At 68.2% G+C, this 19,093-nt stretch carries 19 protein-coding genes and 1 pseudogene; 6 read left to right on the forward strand and 14 right to left on the reverse strand.

Features of this window, described 5'->3' with window-relative positions; all coding sequences use genetic code 11:
• Positions 1-32: 32 nt before the first annotated feature.
• The 10 genes from AC1G9C_RS06530 to AC1G9C_RS06575 form a co-directional block, all read right to left on the reverse strand.
• Positions 33-479 carry a potassium channel family protein gene (locus tag AC1G9C_RS06530; protein WP_021446085.1) on the reverse strand — a complete coding sequence of 149 codons (447 nt, stop codon included), beginning with the start codon at positions 477-479 and terminating at the stop codon, positions 33-35.
• Positions 470-1,504, reverse strand: coding sequence for a DUF2955 domain-containing protein (locus AC1G9C_RS06535; RefSeq protein WP_480409740.1), 1,035 nt, complete (start codon positions 1,502-1,504; stop codon positions 470-472). Before AC1G9C_RS06535 ends, AC1G9C_RS06530 begins: the two co-directional genes overlap by 10 nt.
• On the reverse strand, positions 1,504-2,631 hold the full coding sequence (locus tag AC1G9C_RS06540; protein WP_480409741.1) for an HlyD family secretion protein: 1,128 nt from the start codon (positions 2,629-2,631) through the stop codon (positions 1,504-1,506). The genes AC1G9C_RS06535 and AC1G9C_RS06540 overlap by 1 nt, the downstream gene beginning before the upstream one ends.
• The gene (locus AC1G9C_RS06545) at positions 2,628-4,148 is read right to left on the reverse strand and encodes an efflux transporter outer membrane subunit (RefSeq protein WP_480409742.1); all 1,521 of its coding nucleotides are present in this window, start codon (positions 4,146-4,148) and stop codon (positions 2,628-2,630) included. Before AC1G9C_RS06545 ends, AC1G9C_RS06540 begins: the two co-directional genes overlap by 4 nt.
• Positions 4,138-5,241: an AI-2E family transporter gene (locus tag AC1G9C_RS06550; RefSeq protein WP_480409743.1), complete on the reverse strand. Its 1,104-nt coding sequence runs from the start codon at positions 5,239-5,241 to the stop codon at positions 4,138-4,140. The genes AC1G9C_RS06545 and AC1G9C_RS06550 overlap by 11 nt, the downstream gene beginning before the upstream one ends.
• A gap of 106 nt (positions 5,242-5,347) precedes the next feature.
• On the reverse strand, positions 5,348-6,175 hold the full coding sequence (gene nadE / locus AC1G9C_RS06555) for an ammonia-dependent NAD(+) synthetase (protein WP_480409744.1): 828 nt from the start codon (positions 6,173-6,175) through the stop codon (positions 5,348-5,350).
• A 418-nt stretch (positions 6,176-6,593) separates the two neighbouring features.
• On the reverse strand, positions 6,594-9,107 hold the full coding sequence (locus tag AC1G9C_RS06560; protein ID WP_480409745.1) for a penicillin acylase family protein: 2,514 nt from the start codon (positions 9,105-9,107) through the stop codon (positions 6,594-6,596).
• 121 nt (positions 9,108-9,228) lie between these two features.
• A complete protein-coding gene (locus AC1G9C_RS06565) occupies positions 9,229-9,693 on the reverse strand; it encodes a DUF2489 domain-containing protein (protein WP_021444499.1) in 465 nt (154 codons plus the stop codon).
• Positions 9,694-9,700: 7 nt separating this feature from the next.
• Positions 9,701-9,898 carry an SEC-C metal-binding domain-containing protein gene (locus tag AC1G9C_RS06570; protein WP_480409746.1) on the reverse strand — a complete coding sequence of 66 codons (198 nt, stop codon included), beginning with the start codon at positions 9,896-9,898 and terminating at the stop codon, positions 9,701-9,703.
• 5 nt (positions 9,899-9,903) lie between these two features.
• Positions 9,904-10,401 carry an LEA/WHy family protein gene (locus AC1G9C_RS06575; protein ID WP_480409747.1) on the reverse strand — a complete coding sequence of 166 codons (498 nt, stop codon included), beginning with the start codon at positions 10,399-10,401 and terminating at the stop codon, positions 9,904-9,906.
• A 197-nt stretch (positions 10,402-10,598) separates the two neighbouring features.
• Between AC1G9C_RS06575 and AC1G9C_RS06580 the strand changes: the two genes are divergently transcribed.
• On the forward strand, positions 10,599-11,147 hold the full coding sequence (locus AC1G9C_RS06580; protein WP_480409748.1) for a hypothetical protein: 549 nt from the start codon (positions 10,599-10,601) through the stop codon (positions 11,145-11,147).
• Between the two features lie 31 nt (positions 11,148-11,178).
• Here the strand turns inward: AC1G9C_RS06580 and AC1G9C_RS06585 are convergent, their stop codons facing one another.
• The 3 genes from AC1G9C_RS06585 to AC1G9C_RS06595 form a co-directional block, all read right to left on the reverse strand.
• Entirely contained in the window at positions 11,179-12,294 is a 1,116-nt protein-coding gene (locus tag AC1G9C_RS06585) for a hypothetical protein (RefSeq protein WP_480409749.1), read from the reverse strand.
• Positions 12,295-12,387: 93 nt separating this feature from the next.
• Positions 12,388-12,867: a YchJ family protein gene (locus AC1G9C_RS06590; RefSeq protein ID WP_480409750.1), complete on the reverse strand. Its 480-nt coding sequence runs from the start codon at positions 12,865-12,867 to the stop codon at positions 12,388-12,390.
• A gap of 4 nt (positions 12,868-12,871) precedes the next feature.
• Entirely contained in the window at positions 12,872-13,369 is a 498-nt protein-coding gene (locus AC1G9C_RS06595; protein WP_122108693.1) for a DUF6231 family protein, read from the reverse strand.
• A gap of 437 nt (positions 13,370-13,806) precedes the next feature.
• On the opposite strand from AC1G9C_RS06595, the pseudogene AC1G9C_RS06600 reads away from it, so the two are divergent.
• The 4 genes and pseudogenes from AC1G9C_RS06600 to AC1G9C_RS06615 form a co-directional block, all read left to right on the forward strand.
• A pseudogene (locus tag AC1G9C_RS06600) lies at positions 13,807-14,160 on the forward strand (OmpA family protein); the annotation flags it as partial.
• Positions 14,161-14,295: 135 nt separating this feature from the next.
• The gene (locus tag AC1G9C_RS06605; RefSeq protein ID WP_480409751.1) at positions 14,296-15,027 is read left to right on the forward strand and encodes a PA1041 family peptidoglycan-binding anchor lipoprotein; all 732 of its coding nucleotides are present in this window, start codon (positions 14,296-14,298) and stop codon (positions 15,025-15,027) included.
• Positions 15,028-15,142: 115 nt separating this feature from the next.
• Entirely contained in the window at positions 15,143-15,448 is a 306-nt protein-coding gene (locus AC1G9C_RS06610) for a DUF1145 domain-containing protein (protein WP_122108690.1), read from the forward strand.
• Positions 15,441-16,202 (forward strand): collagen-like protein, encoded by a 762-nt coding sequence (locus AC1G9C_RS06615; protein WP_457787686.1) that lies wholly within the window; start codon positions 15,441-15,443, stop codon positions 16,200-16,202. Before AC1G9C_RS06610 ends, AC1G9C_RS06615 begins: the two co-directional genes overlap by 8 nt.
• Before the next feature lie 127 nt (positions 16,203-16,329).
• Here the strand turns inward: AC1G9C_RS06615 and AC1G9C_RS06620 are convergent, their stop codons facing one another.
• Entirely contained in the window at positions 16,330-16,794 is a 465-nt protein-coding gene (locus AC1G9C_RS06620) for a CopD family protein (RefSeq protein ID WP_480409752.1), read from the reverse strand.
• Between the two features lie 123 nt (positions 16,795-16,917).
• On the opposite strand from AC1G9C_RS06620, the gene dinG reads away from it, so the two are divergent.
• The gene (gene dinG / locus AC1G9C_RS06625) at positions 16,918-19,062 is read left to right on the forward strand and encodes an ATP-dependent DNA helicase DinG (protein WP_457787684.1); all 2,145 of its coding nucleotides are present in this window, start codon (positions 16,918-16,920) and stop codon (positions 19,060-19,062) included.
• The last annotated feature ends 31 nt before the right edge of the window (positions 19,063-19,093 follow it).

Consider the following 19,093-nt stretch of genomic DNA (forward strand, 5'->3'; position numbering starts at 1 on the left):
GCGGTTAGCCGTTTGCCAGCCGGCGCAGTGCCTCAGGGCTCCTGTGCGGTCTTGCGCTGCTGGGCGTAGTGCTTGAGCACGTCGCCGAGTGCGGCAGTCAGCACGGCCGTGGAGACGCCGAACATGAGGATGCCGTTGGCCGCCTCCAGTGCGCTCAGCAGCTGCCGCGGCGGGGAGAGCACCAGATCTCCGTAACCCAGGGTGGAAAAGGTCACGCCGGAGAAGTACAGGGCCTGGGCAAAGGTTTCGAATTCGCCGAGCACGACGTACAGCCCTGCCCAGATGCTCATCTGCAGGAAGTTGCCGAACAGCATGAACAGCATCACCAGGCTCAGGGTCAGGATGGTGCTGCCGAGCGATGGCCGGCTCAGGCCATGCCGATAGTCGATATAACGACGCAGGCTGAGGGCGACCATCACGGCCTGCAGCAGCAGGCACAGCATGGTCATGGGCAGGCCGATCAGCAGGTTCAGGAACATGGCTTTTCCTCAGGGGGCATGGTGACGCGCCGGTCGATCAGGTAAACCGCCGCGCAGGCGTACAGGGTGACGAGGACGAACAGGCCCATGCGGATGGCGAAGGCGCTGTAGACATCCTTGCCGAGGGCGCTGTCCTGCACCGACTGGCCCAGCAGGATGATCAGGGTCATCGCGCTGTTCAGCCAGAAGCCGGGGCTCAGGCGGTTGGCCACCAACTGGTAGAGGCGCCGCGCCAGCAGCAGGATGAACAGCAGCATCAGCAGGAAGAACAGCCACAGGTGCGGCAGGATGCTCAGCAGTGCCCAGAAGGCTATGGCCAGCGCGCCGCCGAGCAGGGTCGAGCCGAGCAGCTCGCGGCCGGCGTCGCGGGCGCTGGTGCCGCACACTTGCTGGCCGAGGCTGGCCGCTTTCATCACCAGCGGTATGTAGCTGGCGGGGTCGATCAGCGCCAGCAGCCAGGCCGGCAGCACCACCAGCATGGCGCGCAGGGCGATCCACTCGGAACGCGCCTGACCCATGGCCGCCGGCTTGGCGGCGGGCGGCAGTCCTGCGGGTTCGGGAAACAGCCAGTGGCCGATCGCCACGCACAGGGTGGTCAGCAGCACGGCCTTGATCAGCGCGATCACCACTTCCTGGCCGAGCGCCATGGAGCTGGTGCCGGCGGCGGTAATCAGGGTCAGGCCGATGACCTGCAAGGTCGACAGCAGGCCATTGCCGCCGCGCAGGGCGAAACGAAAGCTGAAGAACAGGCCGAGTGCCACCAGCAGCACGCCGCTGAACGGCGAGTGACGCAGCAGCGGGCTCAGCAGCAGGCCGCTGCCGCAGGTCAGGGCGGCCACCAGGGCCAGGCTCAGGCTGGCCCTGAGGGTCAGCGGCTGGTTGCTCATCGCCAGCAGGAGCAGCACCAGCACCGGCGTGAGAAACGGCAGCGGCAGGCCCAGGCCGAAGCCCAGCACGGTGCCACAGGCCACCCCGCAGGCCAGGCGCAGGGCGCGCTGCGGGCGTGGATCGGTCGGGCCGGCCATCAGTAGGCGAACGACAGCCAGCTCATCACGCGCAGAAAGGCGCGGCCGAGCAGGTTCAGCGGGTTGCCCTCGCTGGGGAAGGCCATCACCTCGGCCTGGCCGCCGACGCGCAGGCCCTGGTAGTCGCCCAGTTCGCCCTCGGCGAACTCGATGATCACCGGGAAGCGCTGTGCCGCGCGCAGCCAGTCGCGGCTGTTCTCCACCGTCGGCAGGCTGCCGGGCGGGGTGCTCTGGCCGACGCTGATGCCGTAACCGATGCTGCGCACACGGCCGCGATAGACATGCCCGGGGCGGGCGTCGAGGACGATGGCAACCGCCGTGCCGGGCTGCAGGTGGCCGAGGTTGTTCTCGCTCATCTCGGCGCTGATCCATAGGTCGTTGAGGCCGATCAGGGTCATCTGCGGGCTGCCGGCCGCCGCATACTGGCCGACTTCGCTGCGCAGGTCGGTGATCAGCCCGGCGGAGGCGGCGCGTACCTGGGTCTTGCTCAGATCCAGCTCGGCCTGCTCGAGTGCCGCGGCGGCGCTGCGCAGGCGGGCGTTGTCCGCACCGCTGCCACCCTCGCTTTCGCGGGCGCGCTGCACTTCGGCACGGGCCGCGGCCACCTGGCTGATGGCCTGCTGCAAATTGGCCCGGGAGATTTCCAGGCGGCGCAGGGAGATGGTCCCGGGGTCTTCGCGATACAGGCGTTCCAGACGCTCGCGATCCTGCCTGGCTTCCAGCTCGCCGGCCTCGGCGGCGCGCTGCGAGGCCAGGGCCGAGTCGATGGCGGCGGTGCTGGCGCCGACCTGGCCGCGCATGTTTTCCAACTCGGCGCGGGCCTTGGCCACGGCGATCTCGTAGGGCTGCGGGTTGAGTTCGAACAGCACCTGGCCGGCCTCGACCGTCTGGTTGTTGCCGACCAGCACCCGCTGGATGCGCCCGGCCACCTCCGGTGCCACCGCGACCACGTAGGCCTGCACCCGCGCCTGCTGGGTATAGGGGGTGAAGCGGTCGGCCAGCAGGTACCAGACCAGGGTCAGGCCGATCGCGGCGAGGGTGATCTGCACCCCGCGGCGGCTGGGATCTTGCTCCTTGCCCGCGGGTTTGGCGGCTGGCTGGTCGGTAGTTTCCGGGCTGTCGGTCATGGCGTGGCTGCCTGGGCGGACGGTGGTGATTGTTCGTCGAGCAGCTCGCCCCAGTCGGTACGCTGGCGCATCTGCTCGCGGGTGGCGTCGTCGAGCAATGGCTGGCTGCTGTACCAGCCGCCGCCGAGGGCGCGATAGAGGTCGATCAGGTTGCTCAGTGCGGCGCTGCGCGCCACCAGATAACCATCCTGCTGGACGAACAGGGCGCGCTGAGCGTCCAGCACCCGTTGGAAGTCGGAGTAGCCCTCGCGGTACTGGGCGCTGGCCAGGGTCAGCGAGCGCTGGGCCGAGAACGCGGCCTGGCGCAGGATGCGTTCGCGCTCCAGGGCTTTGCTCAGGCCGGTGGCGGCGTCGTCGGCTTCGCGCGCGGCCTGGCGCACGCGGTCGCGGTAGGCCTCGATCAGTTGCTGCAGGCGCGCATCCTGCACGCGCACGTTGTTGCGCAGGCGGCCGTGGTCGAACAGGTTCCAGGTCAGGCTGGGGCCGGCGCCGAGGCTCACCGTATCGGGGCTGCCGGCCTGGCTGCTGGCCGACCAACCGATGCTGCCGAGCAGGCTGAGCGAGGGGTACAGGTCGCTCTCGGCCACCCCGATCAGGGCGGACTGGGCGGCCACCTGGAGTTCGGCGGCGCGTACATCGGGGCGGCGCAGCAGCAGGTTGGCCGGCACGTCGTCGAGCAGGGCCTGGTCGACCAGCGGCACCAGGCCGGTCTGCGCGCTCAGCTCGGGCAGGCTGCCCGGCGGCTGGCCGATCAGGACGGCGAGGGCGTTGCGCGTCTGCGCCGCCTGGGCCTCCAGCTCGGGCACGCTGCTCAGGGTGCCCAGGTACTGGGTCTTGGCCTGCTGCAGGTCGAGTTCGTCGCTGTTGCCGCTGTTGAACAGGCGTTCGGTGATCTCCAGGCTGCGCTGCTGCAGCCTGGCGTTGTCGCGCGCGATGCCCAGGCGCGCCTCGGCGGTGCGCAGGGCGAAGTAGGTCTGCGCCACCTGGGCACGCAGCAGCACCAGGGCGTCCTCGTAGTTGGCCCGGGCGGCGAAGTAGCTGGCATCGGCGGATTCGATGGCGCGGCTGTAGCGCCCCCAGAAGTCCAGCTCCCAGCCGATGTCGAAGCCGGCGCCGTACTGCCAGGCACTGCTGTCCAGCTCGGTGTCACCACCGTACTGGTTGCGGTCCAGGTAGAAGGCGTCGGCGCTGGCCTGCTGCAGTTGCGGGTAGCGCCCGCTGCGGGCGATGCCGAGCTGGGCGCGGGCCTCGAGGATGCGCAGGGCGGCGATGCGCAGGTTGGGGTTGTGGACGTCCGCCTCGGCGATCAGGCGCTCGAGCAGCGGGTCGTCGAACTGCGTCCACCATTGCCGGTTGTCCGGCTGCGGGTGTTGTTGGCTGGCCGCGTTCAGCGCCTGGCTGTCCCAGTGGTCGATCCAGGCCTGCCGCGGCGATTGGAAGTCCGGCCCCAGGCGCACGCAGCCAGCCAGGCTGGCTGCGGCCAGCAATGCCCAGGCGCGGCGCTGCTTAATCGCCATCCCGCGGGCCAGCCGCGCTGCTGGCGGGCGGGGTGTCGACCCATTGCCAGAACAGTTTGTAGCCCACCGCCAGCAGCACCGGGCCGATGAACAGGCCGATGATGCCGCCGCTGACCATGCCGCCCAGGGCGCCGACCAGCACCACCGGCATCGGCACGTCCACGCCGCGGCCGAGCAGCAGCGGCTTGAGCACGTTGTCGGCGAGGCCGGCGACGAACACGTAGATGGCGAAGACGATGCTGGCCAGGGTGGCGCCTTCGTTGAAGAAGACGAAGGCGATCACCGGCAGGGTAATCAGCGTGGCCGGCAGCTGCATGATCCCCAGCAGCAAGACGGCCAGGGCCAGCAGGCCGGCGCCGGGAACGCCCATGAAGATGAATCCGGCGCCGATCAGCAGCATCTGGATGAAGGCGATGCCGATCACGCCCTGGGCCACGGCGCGGATGGTGGCTGTGCACAGCTCGACCAGCTGATCACTGCGACCCGGCTCGAATATCCGCGCCGAGATGCGGCGGGCGCTGCGATGGCCGTTTTCGCCGTAGGCCATGATGATGCCGGCGATCATCAGCGCGGCGATGAAGACCAGCATGCCGACTCCCACCCCGGCAAGCTTGCCGAGCAGGCCCAGGGTCATGTCTTTGAGATGCGGGGCCAGGCGTTGCACGACGCCGGTCAGGTCGGAGGCGAGCTGCGCCCAGAAGCCATGCAGTTGCTTGCCGATCAGTGGCCACTGGGCGACCGCATCCGGTGGCGGCGGGATATGCACGGCGCCCGACTTGACCGTGGCAATTGCCGCCTGCACCGACTCGGTCAGCGAGGTGCCGAGCAGGTAGATGGGGATCAGCAGGACGGCGATCGCCAGGATCACGATCAAGGTGGCGGCACGGCTGTCGCTGTGGCCCAGGCGGGGCTTGAGCAGGTTGTGCAGCGGATAGAGGGTGACGGCGAGAATCAGCGCCCAGAACATCAGGCTGAGGAAGGGGCTGAACACCTCGAAGCAGGCCACCACCAGGGCAGCGATCATGCCAGCGCGGATCAGGGTGTCGAGCAGGGTACGGTTAAAGATCCGTTCTGGCGTGGCGTTCGGCGACATGCGGCGTACCCCGGCTGAAGTGGCTCGAGCCCGCGCGACTAGGGGCGGGCCGTTACTTCAAAACAGCGTAGCCTGCCGCGGGCATTCCAGCCCGCGGCGCAGGCACTCAGGGCACCAGCGGCAGCTCGCGTTTGTGGCGGGTGGCATCGAAGGTGCGGACGATGGTGGCATAGGCCGCCTCGCTGACCGTTTCGCCGTGCAGGAAGGCGTCGATCTCTGCGTAGCTGACGCCATGGGCTTCCTCGTCCGGCTTGCCCGGGCGCAGTTCTTCCAGGTCAGCGGTCGGGGTCTTCATCACCAGGTGCTGCGGTGCGCCTAGGTGCCTGGCGATGGCGCGCACCTGATGCTTCACCAGGCCGGACAGCGGCGCCAGGTCGCAGGCGCCGTCGCCGAACTTGGTGAAGAAACCCATCACCGCCTCGGCGGCGTGGTCGGTACCTATCACCAGGCCGTTGTTGGCGTTGGCGATGGCGAACTGGGCGACCATGCGGATGCGCGCCTTGATATTGCCGACCACGAAGTCGCGGCGCGCATCGCTCAGTTTCTGCAGGTGGGTGACCTGTTCGCCCAGCCCCAGCACGCTGCTGGCGATATTGACGGTGTCCTCTTCATCGGCGCGGATGAATTTCAGCGAGTCCTGGGCGTCGTGCTCGTCGTGCTGGGCGTTGTGCGGCAGGCGCACAGCGATAAAGCGGTACGCCGAATCGCCGGTTTCGGCGCGCAGCTCCTCCACCGACAACTGCGCCAGGCGCCCGGCGGTCAGCGAGTCGACGCCGCCGCTGATACCGAGCACCAGCACCTTCAGCCCCGAGTTGCGCAGGCACTGCTTGATAAAGGCCTTGCGCCGTTCGATCTCGGCGACCAGGGCGGTTTCGTCGGCAAAGGGCGGCACCACCTCCAGGGCGGCGGCGATTTCGGCTTGGCGGTTGCTCATCTCGGGCTCCTTGATGCGGGTCGGCGCTGCAAAGCGGGGAAACGTAAAGCGCTAGAGCTTACGTCGATCCAGGGGAAAAGTGCAGGCTAGAGAGCGACGGGCGCGAGGAGCGGACAAAAAATGCCAGGGAGGCATTTTTAACGTCGCGCAGCGACGGCCCGTAGGGGGCGCCAGGGATGGCAGGCCATAAAAAAAGGCGCCAGAGGCGCCAGGAGCTTTCAATCGATGCACAGGTTCCGAACCCGGCGTCGGCGGTAAGTTCAATTCGATGATGTAAAAAGGCCATCTTTTGGCCGCGACTTTTGCGCAGGCAAAAGAAAAGGCGCCAGAGGCGCCTTAAACGATGATCTATGGAGTAAGTCGAATAGTCTGAGTGAGGCGCCGACGGAAAGGTTCAGCACCACCCGACGAACGGTCGTCACCTGGCCGGCATCAGCAGCAGGCGCTGGTTGCCGTAGACCTTGTCCAGGTTCTCTGCCCGGAACGGGAAGCTCATGTAGCCGCCCTTGAGCCAGGCCTCGATGCCGTCGGCATAGTGCGGGCTGGCCGGGTTGCCCGACTGGCCGGAGCTGTTGACGCCGCGCAGCGGCTCGGCGGCGGCGAAGTCGACGACGATGCGCATGGCCGGGACCAGCCAGGTGTCGAAGTCCTGGCCCCAGGCATAGGCCGAGACGTTGAGCGTGCTGTGGTCGCCGCCTGCCGGGTAGGGGCCGCGGTCCAGGTAGCTCTTGAGCGCATTGATGCTGGCGCGCTGGCTGGCGCTCATATAGGGCGCCAGGCGGGTGGTCTCGGTGATCCATGCGTAGCTGTGCAGCTTGCCCCATTGCCAGGCGCTGCGCTCCTGGCCCAGGCGGCTTTCCAGCAGCTCGATGCTGGCGGCCAGGCTGCGCGCGAGGATGGCCGGCTTGTCTTCCTGCTGCGGGGTGCGCAGGTCGTTCCAGAACGGGCTGTCGGGGCGGCCGAGCAGGTGGTCGGCTTGCGCCGAGTAGGAGGTGTTGGCGGTCTGCACCAGTGCCTGCCAGGCCGGGCTGCTGTCCGGGCCGAGTTCGTCGAGGAAGGTCTGCCGTGCGCTTTCATGCAGGAAGGCGGCGTAGATCGCCGCATCGGCGGAGCTGGCGGCCAACCTGCCGTCGAAGGCCAGCAGGCGTTGCAGGGCTTCCTCGGCGCGCGGGCGCTGGGCGGCCGGCAGGGCGGCGATGGCGTCGCGCAGCGGGCCCTGCATGCCCGGGTCGTTGAACATGGCCTGCAGCTTGGCGACGAAGGGCGAGGTCTGGTCGTACTGCATGGCGATCATGCTGCGGCCGTCATGCTGACCGCTGCCGGCCAGTTCGGCGATGCGTTCGGCGCGCTCGGGGTAGTACCAGGAACTGGACAGCTGCATGCCGTAGCCCGGTTGCACGCTGCGCTGGTTGGCGCTGCCCAGCCAGCCCTGCGGCGGGTCCTGGTCGTAGGGGTGGAGCATCGGGTCGGTGAAACCGTCCCAGGCGTAGCGTGCGTCCCAGCCGGGCGAGGGCAGCAGGCCGCGGCCCTCGCGGCGGTTCGGGTAGCGCCCGGTGACCTGCCAGCCGATGTGCTGGGCGTCGGCGAAGACGATGTTCAGCGGCATGGCGCGGATTTCGCGGGTGGCCTCGAAGGCCGCGTCCACCGACTGCGCGCGGGACAGGTCGAAGAAGGCGTCGAGGCTGGCGTCGCGCTCGAACTGGGTGGTCTTCAGCGCCAGGCCGTAGCCGCTCTCCAGGCGCATTGGTTGCAGCGCGTGTTTGCGCTCGCCCAGCACCGAGTTCAGCAGCGGGCCGTTGCGGGTCTCGTAAAGTGTCTCGCGGATCGGCCGCTGGCCCTTGATAAAGAAGGTCTCCTGGCGCTCGCCGGCCAGCAGCCACTGGCCGTCGGCCAGGTACAGCAGGCGGCCGCCCTCGCGCTTGACCCGTTCGAGGAACAGGTCCTGGTTGTCGCCCATGACCATGGTCATGCCCCAGGCCAGCTTGCCGTTGTAGCCGGCGACCACGGCCGGCACGCCGGCCAGCGAGATGCCGGCCGCCTGGTACTTGGGCGAGCGGATCTGCACGAAATTCCACAGCGAGGGCATCGCCAGCGGCAGGTGGGTGTCGTTGGCCAGCAGGCTCTTGCCGCCGCGCGTACGCTCGGGAGCGATGGCCCAGTTGTTCGAGGCGGCGACGCCGAGCATGTGCTGCGCGGCGATCTGCGCCGCGGCCTGGCCGACGGCCTGCAGGCCGGGCAGCTGGCCCTTGAGGTCGAGGCCGGCGAGCTTTTGCGCCTCGTCGAACGGCAGCGCCTCGTCGGGGTAGATCGGCAGCAGCCAGGGCAGCTGGTCGGCGCCGACCTGCTGGGCCATGACCAGCGCGGCGATCTCCTCCTGCAGATTGACCGCCAGGCCGAAGTTGAGCAGGCAGAACAGCAGAACCGAGTCCTCCGGCTTCCAGTAGGCCGGCCGGTAGCCGGACTCGGCCAGGTCCATCGGCAGGCGCTCGCGGTAGCGGAACATGTAGGCGTTGACGCCGCGCGCGTAGACCTCGAAGAAGCGTTTCAGCCGCGGCGAGGCGCCGGCATAGAGCTCCTCGGCGCTGCGCTTGAGGTTCACCGCGCGCATGAACCTGTCCATCTCCAGCACGCCGGGGCCGGCCATTTCCGCCAGGCGCCCTTCTGCCAGCAGACGCATGCCGACCATCTGGCTGAGGCGGTCGCCGGCATGCACGTAGCCCAGGGCGAACAGCGCATCGTGGAAGGTGCCCGACTCGATCAGCGGCATGCCAAGGGCGTTGCGGCGGATCGAGGCGCTTTCCGCCAGGCCCTGGATACGTTCCACACCGCGCGTCGGCGGCACGCTGTCGGCATAACGACTGTTGAGCAGGGACTGGCAGCCGGCGAGGCCGGTCAGCGAGGCGGCAAGGGTCAGGCAGGCCAGCGTGCGCATGGCGAAATTCCTTGGCAGGCGATAGGTCGGGGTGTGGCGGCTGCGCGCGACGGGCCGATCGCTGCTGATCGGCCATGAAGTCGCCACGGTAATGAGGGGCGCAGAGCCTGGCAAGAGGTGCTCAGGCGTTTCGCCGAGCGCTCTTCAGCCCTTCGTCGAGCAACCAGCGGGCGGCCGTACGGGCGGCGGCCTTGTGCTGCAGCTCGAGCTCGTTGAAGCGCTTCTCGAAGCGCCGCCGCTCGTGCTTGTCCAGCGCCTTCCAGGCGCCATGGGTGGGCACCTCGGCGGTGGCCTCGAACAGCAGATGGAACACCTGGCAACGGCTGTCGCGGCTCAGTTCGCTGTCGTAGTTGTCCAGCAGCACCTTGATGCGGATGGCGCCTTCGATCAGCGGCAACTGCTCGTCGAGCAGGCTGCCAGCGAGAATCGTCAGGTCGCCGCCGAGGCGCTGCTGGCGCTCCTGCTGGGCGGCGGCCTGGCTGCGTTGCTGCGCCCAGACGCGGCGCCAGAGATGCCAGGCATAGGCGGCCAGAGCCGCGATCAGCAGCAGACCGGCGAGCAGCAGGGCGAGGGTCGGCGCATTCATCGGGGCTTCAGGCGCCGTGGCATTTCTTGAACTTCTTCTGGCTGCCGCAGGGGCAAGGGTCGTTGCGGCCTACGTCCTTCAGCGCGTTGCGAACCGGCTCCTGATAGCCGTGGTTGCAATGCGGGCCGTGGACGTGGTCATGATCGTGATGATGGTCGTGATCGTGGTTGCAGTCGGGGCCGTGGACGTGGGGTTGGTTGCTCATGGCGGTTACTCCGGGATGAAATCGCCGGGAATTATCTCGCCATTGCGCGACAGGTGCACGCTGCGTCCGAACAACATGCCGGTTTTCACTTCGCCCTGCAGGCGATAGCGGATCGGCTCGTCGGGTTTCTCCAGCATCTTCACGATCTGCCGCACGTGGCGCCAGAGGTTGGTGCGCACCGGCACCTCGAAGGTGTGGTGGCCGTGCGCGGGCACGGTGAACCACTCGTTGGAATAGCCCTCGGCGAGTTTCATCTCGTTGAGGTGCACGGCGTAGTCGAGGCCGCGCACCGGCAGGCTGACGCCGTTGGGATTGTCGATGCGAAAACGCAGGCGGAACTCCTGTTCGAGCAGCCTGGCCTTGATTACATCAACTTTGATGAGCTGGACGTCCGGGTCCTTGAAACCACCTGTCATCCAGGTGGAGCATCCTGCGAGGCCCGAGAACAGGCCAAAAAACATCAATAGGCTGATAATTCTTATCGTTTGCGCCTGAGAAAGCATGTCATACCCCCAATAACGCCCCCAGTGTAACAAGCAACCGCTCGGCTGCAACCTGGGCACTCCATCATTATTTTTTGCCGCGAGGTTGCCGCAGGTTTCTGCCCAAGTCGGCCGAAAAGCGGTGGATGAGACGCCTGCGGTGTTAGCGTCAAAAAACCTGCGCCATACTGAGGGCCGAATAGGACAGGAGTGTGACCATGAGTCGCTACGAGATCGCCTTCTCCGGGCAACTGGTGCCGGGCGCCCAACCGGAGCTGGTCAAGGCCAATCTGGCCAAGCTGTTCCAGGCCGATGCCCAGCGCATCGCCCAGTTGTTTTCCGGGCGGCGCATCGTGATCAAGAACAACCTCGATGCCGCCGGGGCGGAGAAGTATCGCGCCACCCTGGAGCGCGCCGGCGCGCGGGTCGAGGTGGTGGATATGGACCTGCCGGTGGAGGAGGTGGAACTGGCGCCGCCGCCCGCCGCCGAGCCTGCGCCTGCCGCGCCGCTGGCGAGTGCCACTGGCGGCCGCCTGCGGGTGGCGCCGCGCGACGAATACATGGCCGCCTTCAGCGAGGTGGACGCGCCGGATTTCGGCATCGCACCGGTCGGCGCCGATCTGCAGGACGCCAAGCCCGAGGCCGCTGCACCGCAGGTCGATCTGTCGCAGTTCAGCCTGGCGCCTGTAGGCAGCGACATGGGCCAGGCCAAGGCTGCCCCGGCCGCGCCGCCGCCGGATACCTCGCACCTGAAACTGCAGGAATGACACCGGGCCCGCCACTGCGGGCCCGGTCGTTTCAGCTCGCCTGGCACTTGGCCTCGGCGTCTTCGGGCTTGAGCTTGCGCACCGAGACGTAGAACAGCTCGCAGGTCTGCAACTGGTCGGTGACCTGCCATTTCTGCGTGCAGCTCGCGAGCGTCTGCTGCGGATCGCCGGCGGGCTGCCGGCCCATGCCGGCTTGCCAGCAGGCGGCGCTGAGATCCTGGCCCATGACCCGGATGCCGGTGGCATCGGCCTTGGCCTGGCTGCCCTGGTTGTTGGCCGGATCGGCGGCGTACCAGATATAGCTGGGGTGGTTGGCGCCCAGCACCGACACTTGCTGCCCCGGTGCGGCCTCGATCTGGCCGAGGCCGAGCACCGCCAGCTGCACGCCATACTGCTGCTTGACCCAGTCGCGCACCGGGCTGCCGAAGGCGACCATGGGCAGGCTGGCGCCGCCCTTGCCGGCGCTCAGCTCGCGCACCATGCGCTGCTGGTAGTCGTTGAAATAACCGTAGACCCCTTGCAGGGCGCTGCCGGCGCTGGCCGGCGCGGCGATCGGGGCGATATCGACGATGGTCTGGTAGGCCGGGGTCTGCGTCGCCGGCACGCCGTTGCTGACCAGCAGCGCGGCCCAGCGATCGGTAGTGCTGGAGCGCAGGTAGTCCTGTGCCTGGGTCAGCGAATAGTCCGGGGGGAAATGCAGCAGCTCGACGCTCTTGCGGTTGTCCAGGGCCATGCCCAAGGGCAGGAAGAAGTACCAGTCGTACTGCCATTTGCCGTCGCGGTTGAGCTGGTTGGCGCCATCGTAGGCCAGGTCGCCGGCGTCGAGCAGTTGCTTGAGCGGTTGCCCGTAGCCCTTGGGCGTGCCGGCGAAGTCGGCGTAGAGGCGCTCGCCCTGGCGGTGGATGGTCACCCGGGCGTCGGCGTAACCGTCGCGCGCCAGGCTCTGTTCGAGGTAATGCTGCACCGTCTGCTCCAGCGTCCAGTCGCGGTAGCAGATCACGCTGCAGTTGTTGGGGTAGGCGAACAGGCGGCTGACGCGCGCGCTGTCGCCCAGATCGAGGCGCTCCCCCTGCTGTCCGGACGGTTGGCTGGCGCAGCCGAACAGCAGACTGGCCAGGATGATCGCCACACCACTTCGCTTGTGCATGCCTTTCTCCTTGTTGAGCGTCCGCGCCCGGCAACGTGCCGGCGGGCGCCCACAACTCAAGCAGAAAAGGCCGCAGGCGTCAGGTGCGAGCGTTCAAGCCAGGTAGCCGGCGCAGCATTTCTTGAACTTCTGCCCGCTGCGGCAGGGGCAGGGATCGTTGCGTCCGGCTTTCAGCGGCACGCTCGGGTCGAGGAAATACCAGCGCCCGCCGACCTGGACGAAGGCCGAGCGTTCGCGGTGGCTGTGCTCGCCCTGCGCGTCGTGCCAGCGGGCGACGAAGCAGACCTGCGCATGCTCGGGCTGGCCGCCGAACAGCTCGCTGCTTTCCACCTCCAGGCCGAGCCAGGTGCTCTGCGCGCTCCAGGCGGCCATGGCGGCGCGATCCAGCGCGCTCTGCTGGGCCGGCAGGGTGGTGGCGACCAGGTAGTCCACCAGGCCCAGCACGTAGGCGCTGTAGCGCGAGCGCATCAGCAGTTCGGCGCTGGGCGCGGCGGTGCCGGCATGGTAGGGGCCGCAGCAGTGGCCGAGGGGGTTGCCGCTACCGCAGGGGCAAACGGGGTCGAGTGGATTCATGGCGTTACCACCAGTACTTGCCGAAGTTTTCCGGGTTGGCCCAGAACTTGGCGTTCAGCCAGTCCGGCACCTGCTTGTAGTCGAGCAGGTCGTAGGTGAACAGGTGCAGGGTCTGGCCTTCGCGCTGGAACTGCTCGCTGGCCTGCATGGCCAGGGCGAAGAAATCGGTTTCCCGCCAGTCTGCGGCCTGCAGGTCGACCAGCACGGCGACGCGGCTGGCGTTGAGGTTGCGGATGCCGCCGAGCAGTTGCAGACCGTCGCGCTTGCTCAGGTGTTCCAGGCAGTCGACCAGCAGCGCCAGGTCGAAGCGCTGGGCGGCCAGCTCGGCCGGCAGGGCGGCGGCCGGCGCCGTGGCCACCCGGCACTGCGGGTGAGCGCCGTGGAAGGCGCTCAGCGCGGGCAGTTCGCTGGCCCCGACCAGCAGCAGTTTCTCCGGGGTATAGCGGGCGAGCAGGGCGGCCAGGGCCTGCTGCGGGGTACGGGAAGAGGGGCTGGCAGTCATCGAACATCCTCGAACAGGGCGGCAAAGACTAACGTGGCGCCGGCAATCGGCCTAGAGCGAGGAGAAATTATGCGCTATGCCTTCTATAGCTGGCGGATTGCATAACTCCTGTCTTTACTACTCTTGAGTCGGTTATGGGCCGATGAACATTGGAGACCTAAAGTATGAGCATCACAAGGAAAGCTGTACCCCTGATTCTGGCCAGTACCCTGTTGACCGGCTGTGCCGGCCTGCAGAAGTCCGACTGGCCCACCTGTGCGGCGGTGGGCGGTGTTGGCGGCGCGGCGCTGGGGGCCATCGAAAGTTCCACCTGGGCCGGCGGCGGCGCCGTGCTCGGCGCCGGTATGGCCGCGGCCTACTGCTGGGTGCATGGCGCCGAGGAGCAGGTTGCCGTGGTCGAGGAAGTGGTGGTCGAGGAGGTCGTGGTGGCCGAACCGGCAGAGGCGGTGCGGGTCGAGCTGGACGTCAAGTTCGACTTCGACAAGGCCCAGGTCAAGGAAGAGAGCTATGGCGATATCAAAGCCCTGGCCGATTTCATGAAGCAATACCCGCAGACCAGCACCGTGGTCGAAGGACACACCGACTCGGTGGGTAGCGATGCCTACAACCAGGGGCTGTCCGAGCGCCGTGCCGGTGCGGTGCGTGACGTGCTGGTCAACCAGTACGGGGTCGAGTCCGGTCGCGTGCAGGCCGTGGGCTATGGCGAAAGCCGCCCGGTGGCCGACAACGCCACCAGCGACGGCCGCGCCATCAACCGTCGGGTGGAAGCCGAGGTCGAAGCTCAGCCCTGAGCCGGCCCCGCGTGGCAACCGAGCCCGCGCTGTCCAGGGTTGCCTGGGCAGTGCGGGCTTTCTTGTGCAGCGGGGGGCGGCCGTCTTTACTCCAGTGATACCGGCATAAGGCCGGTAACACAGGAGAACCCCACCATGAGAGCGAACCTTCCCAGGTTTATCCCCCTTCTCTTGGTCAGCAGTGTTCTTTCCGGTTGTGCCACGACTTCCAGTACGGGAGACGCGCCGCTCAACCAGGGGAACTGGCCCCTGTGCAGTGCGATTGGTGCCTTGGCCGGTGGCGGCTTGGGTGCAATCGAGAGTTCCACCTGGGCAGCAGGCGGCGCGGTCGCCGGTGCGCTGCTCGGTACCATCGTCTGCTACGCGCAGGACGGCGACGAGGACGGCGATGGCGTATTCGACCGCCGCGACCGCTGTCCCGACACCCCCGCCGGTACCGCGGTCGGCCATAACGGCTGCCCGTTACCGCAATACCCGGCCAGCGTCGCCGAGGCGCCGCCGATGGAGACGCCGCAGGCCGAGGTCATCGTCCTTAGCGATCTGGGCAACGTGCTGTTCGCCTTCGATTCGGCCGAGCTGACCGGCGAGGCGCGCGGTTTGCTCGCCGACGTCGCCACGCGCCTGACCGGCGCCAACCTGGTCAGCGTCCGGGTGGTCGGGCATACCGACTCGGTGGGGAGCGATGTCTACAACCAGGGCCTGTCCGAGCGGCGTGCGCGCAGCGTGGCGGATTTCCTCATCGCCCAGGGCGTGCCGGCCGGCAAGGTCAGCACCGAAGGCCGCGGCGAGAGTCAGCCGGTGGCGGACAACGGCAGCGATGCCGGGCGGGCCGAGAACCGGCGCGTCGAGCTGCACGTGTCGCGCTAGCGGTGCGTGTTGCCAATGGGGGCCGCAAGGCCCCCGTGTTTTTCCGGCTCTGGTCATGCGGGAGGCAAGCGGTTAAGGTGCGGCACAACTAGAAAAAGAGCAGGCGAGGGCGGGGATGCAAGCACTGACGATGCTGGGTAAGGCGCTGGCCGGATTGTTCTGGCTGGCATTCGGCGCGGCCCTGGCGAAATGGCTGGGCAGCCCCTTCGAGCAACTGCTCTATCTGCTGGCGGCGTTGCTGCTGGTGATCCATGGCCTGGAACTCTGGCTGTTCGCCGCCCTGCTCAAGGGGCGCACCAACCCCTGGCAGGATCGCGTGCAGATCCTGTTGTTTGGCGTGTTCCACCTGCTTGCCCTGCAATCGGCCATGCCGGAGCAGGAGCCGGCGCTGCTCGGCGGCGAGGAGGTGGCCCATGCGTAACCTGGCCCTGCTGCTGTGCCTCGCCAGCGCTTCGGCCTGGGCCGAAAACCACCTCAGCGTCGCTTCCCACAGCCTGTTGCGCCTGCCCGCGACCGAGGCGCGGCTGCAGCTGGCACGCCTGGAAGTGGCCGAGCAGGGCACCCTGCTGATTCCGGCCGGCGTCACTGAGCTGCATATCGGCGAACTGCATCTGGGGCCCGCGGCGCGCATCGGCATCGCCCCCGGCGAGCAGCCGCTGCGTCTCGAGGTGCTCCAGGCGACGGTCGCCGCGGACGTCTGGATCAGCGCTCAGGGCGCGCCGGGTGGGGTGCTCAAGCCGGCCACGGCGGGACGCGAGCTGAGCCTGCGCCTGCAGCAGGCCAGTATCCAGTCGTTGACCCTGGACGTGCGCGGCGGTCGCGGGGCGCCGGGCTATCGCGGCCTGGACGGCGCCAACGGCCAGGCCGGCGGCTGCACCTGGGGGCGCGCCAGCCATGGCCACGACGGCCAGAACGGCGGCGACGGCAAACCCGGCGCCGCGGGCGGTCGGGTGCGCCTGGAGGTACCGGAGGCGGCATCGCTGGAGAGCATCCAGGTGCTGCTCGATGGCGGCGCCGGCGGTGTGCCCGGCGTCGGCGGCAAGGCCGGGCGCGGTGGTGCGAGCAAGGGCTGTCTGCTGTACAGCGTCGATGGCGCCGCCGACGGCCAGCCGGGCCAGCCCGGCCGGCAAGGCAGCCCGGGGCGCGAAGGCGAACTGCAGGTGGTGCGCTTCTAGCCGCGCGCCTCTGCCCGCCCGGTGCGCGATGCGCGCCGATGGGTAGGTTGGCGCTGAGCCCGGCGAAGCCCAACAGGCAGCCCGCAAGGCTTGGCCCGACGATCCCGCGCGGGCTCGCCTGCTTGCCTCAGAAGCCCGGCCGCAGCGCCGCGATGCTCACCAGCAGCAGGCCGATCAGCAGGTTGCTGCCCACCACCTTGCGAATCCTGCCCAGGACCTCGCCGCCGGCCGGCCAGTTCTCGGCTTCCACCGCGCGGCGCAGTTCCGGCAGCTGCAAGGCCTGGATGCGCAGGAACAGCGCCAGCATGGCCAGGTACAGCCCCATCATGATGTGCACGTAGCGCGGCGCCGCATCGAAACCGCCGTAGCCCAGGTGCAGCATGCCCACGCCGCTGACCGGCAGCACCAGCACCGCCGCCCACACCCAGACGAAGAAGCGCTGGAACACGCTCAGCCACAGGCGCAGCCGCGCCGGCGCCTCCAGCACCTGAACCGCGGCCGGGCGCAGGATCATCCAGGCGAAGAACATGCCGCCGACCCAGATCAGGGCGGCCAACAGGTGCAGGGTGTAGAGCGGGGCGTAAGGCGTCATGCGGCGTCTCCGGTCGAGGTAGGGGCGGCGCGATGGAATCTGCGCCGAAGCGATTAGCGCGCTATGATAGCGGCCGATGCTCAAACACTGAAAATTTATCCAGCCTTTTTCGCCCTAGATCCCATGCTCAGTACCGAACTCAAGTCCCAGATCCAGGGCGCCTATTCCCGCTTTCTCGAGGCCAAGTCGCTCAAGCCGCGCTATGGCCAGCGCCTGATGATCGCCGAGATCGCCAAGGTGCTCGGCGCGATCAAGACCGACGACGAGGGCAAGCGCCTGGGCGAGCCCGCCGTGGTCGCGGTGGAGGCGGGCACCGGTACCGGCAAGACCGTGGCCTACAGCCTGGCCACCATTCCTACCGCCAAGGCGGCCGGCAAGCGCCTGGTGATCGCCACCGCCACGGTCGCCCTGCAGGAGCAGATCGTGCACAAGGACCTGCCGGACCTGTTGCGCAACAGCGGCTTGAATTTCAGCTTCGCCCTGGCCAAGGGCCGTGGCCGCTACCTGTGTCTGTCCAAGCTCGACCACCTGCTGCAGGACGGCGCCGCGCAGAGCGCCACCGCCCAGCTGTTCGAGGAGGAAGGCTTTCGCATCGATGTCGACGAGCAGGGCCAGAAGCTGTTCACCGCGATGATCGAGAAGCTGGCCGGCAACAAGTGGGACGGTGACCGCGACAGCTGGCCCGAGGAGCTGGAGGACAGCCGCTGGTCGCAGCTGACCACCGACCACAGCCAGTGCACCAACCGCCATTGCCCGAACTTCCAGCAGTGCGCCTTCTACAAGGCCCGCGAAGGCATGGGCAAGGTCGACGTGATCGTCACCAACCACGACATGGTGCTGGCCGACCTGGCCCTCGGCGGCGGTGCCGTGCTGCCCGACCCGCGCGAGACCATCTACGTGTTCGACGAGGGCCACCACCTGCCGGACAAGGCCATCGGCCACTTCGCCCACTTCACCCGCCTTCGTTCCACCGCCGACTGGTTGACCCAGATCGACAAGAACCTGACCAAGCTGCTCGCGCAGAACCCGCTGCCGGGCGATCTCGGCCGCTTGATCGAACAGGTGCCGGAGCTGGCCCGCGAGCTCAAGACCCAGCAGCAGTTCATGTTCGCCGCCTGCGAGCAGCTCGCCGACTTCAAGGCCGGCGAGGACATGGAAGGCCGCGAGCGCCCGCGTCACCGCTTCGTCGGCGGCGTGGTCCCCGAGCACCTGCGCGAGCTGGGCCTGGAGCTGAAAAAGGGCTTTTCCAAGCTCAACGATCTGTTCACCGGCGTCACCGAACTGCTCAAGGAGGCCATGGACGGCGAGGGCGCCAACGGCATCGCCAGCCACCAGGCCGAGGAGTGGTACCCGCTGTTCGGCAGCCTGCTGGCGCGGGCCAAGGGCAACTGGGAACTGTGGCTGGCCTTCACCGCCGAAGACCCCGAGGAAAGCCCGCCGATGGCGCGCTGGCTGACCCTGGCCGATGGCGGCGCGCTGTTCGACATCGAGGTCAACGCCAGCCCGATCCTCGCCGCCGAGACCCTGCGCCGCAACCTGTGGAACGTCGCCCATGGCGCCCTGGTGACCTCGGCCACCCTGACCGCCCTGGGCACCTTCGACCGTTACCGCATGCGCGCCGGCCTGCCCAAGGCGGCGGTCAGCGCCGTGGTGCCGAGCCCCTTCCACCATGCAGATGCCGGCGTGCTGCGGGTGCCCGACCTCAAGGCCGACCCGCGCGAGGCGGCGGCGCACACCGCGGCCATCGTCCGCGAGTTGCCCGGCCTGGTGGCGGGCAGTCGCGGCACCCTGGTGCTGTTTTCCTCGCGCAAGCAGATGCAGGAGGTGTTCGACGGCCTCGACCGCGACTGGCGCAAGCGGGTGTTCATCCAGGGCAACCTGTCCAAGCAGGAGACCCTGAACAAGCACAAGGCGCGGGTCGATTCCGGTGAGGAGAGCGTGTTGTTCGGCCTGGCCAGCTTCGCCGAGGGGGTCGACCTGCCCGGCGCCTATTGCGAGCACGTGGTGATCGCCAAGATTCCCTTCGCCGTGCCGGACGACCCGGTGGAGGCGGCGCTGGCCGAGTGGATCGAGGCGCGCGGCGGCAACCCCTTCATGGAAATCGCCGTGCCCGACGCTTCCCTGCGTCTGGTCCAGGCCTGCGGCCGCCTGCTGCGCACCGAGGCCGACCGCGGCACCATCACCCTGCTCGACCGCCGGGTGGTCACCCAGCGCTACGGCAAGGCGATTCTCAACGCGCTGCCGCCCTTTCGTCGGGAAATTCACTGAAGCCCGCGGGCTGCGGGCTGATTGCCGATTG

It is taken from the genome of Pseudomonas sp. ABa2, from assembly GCF_056676075.1.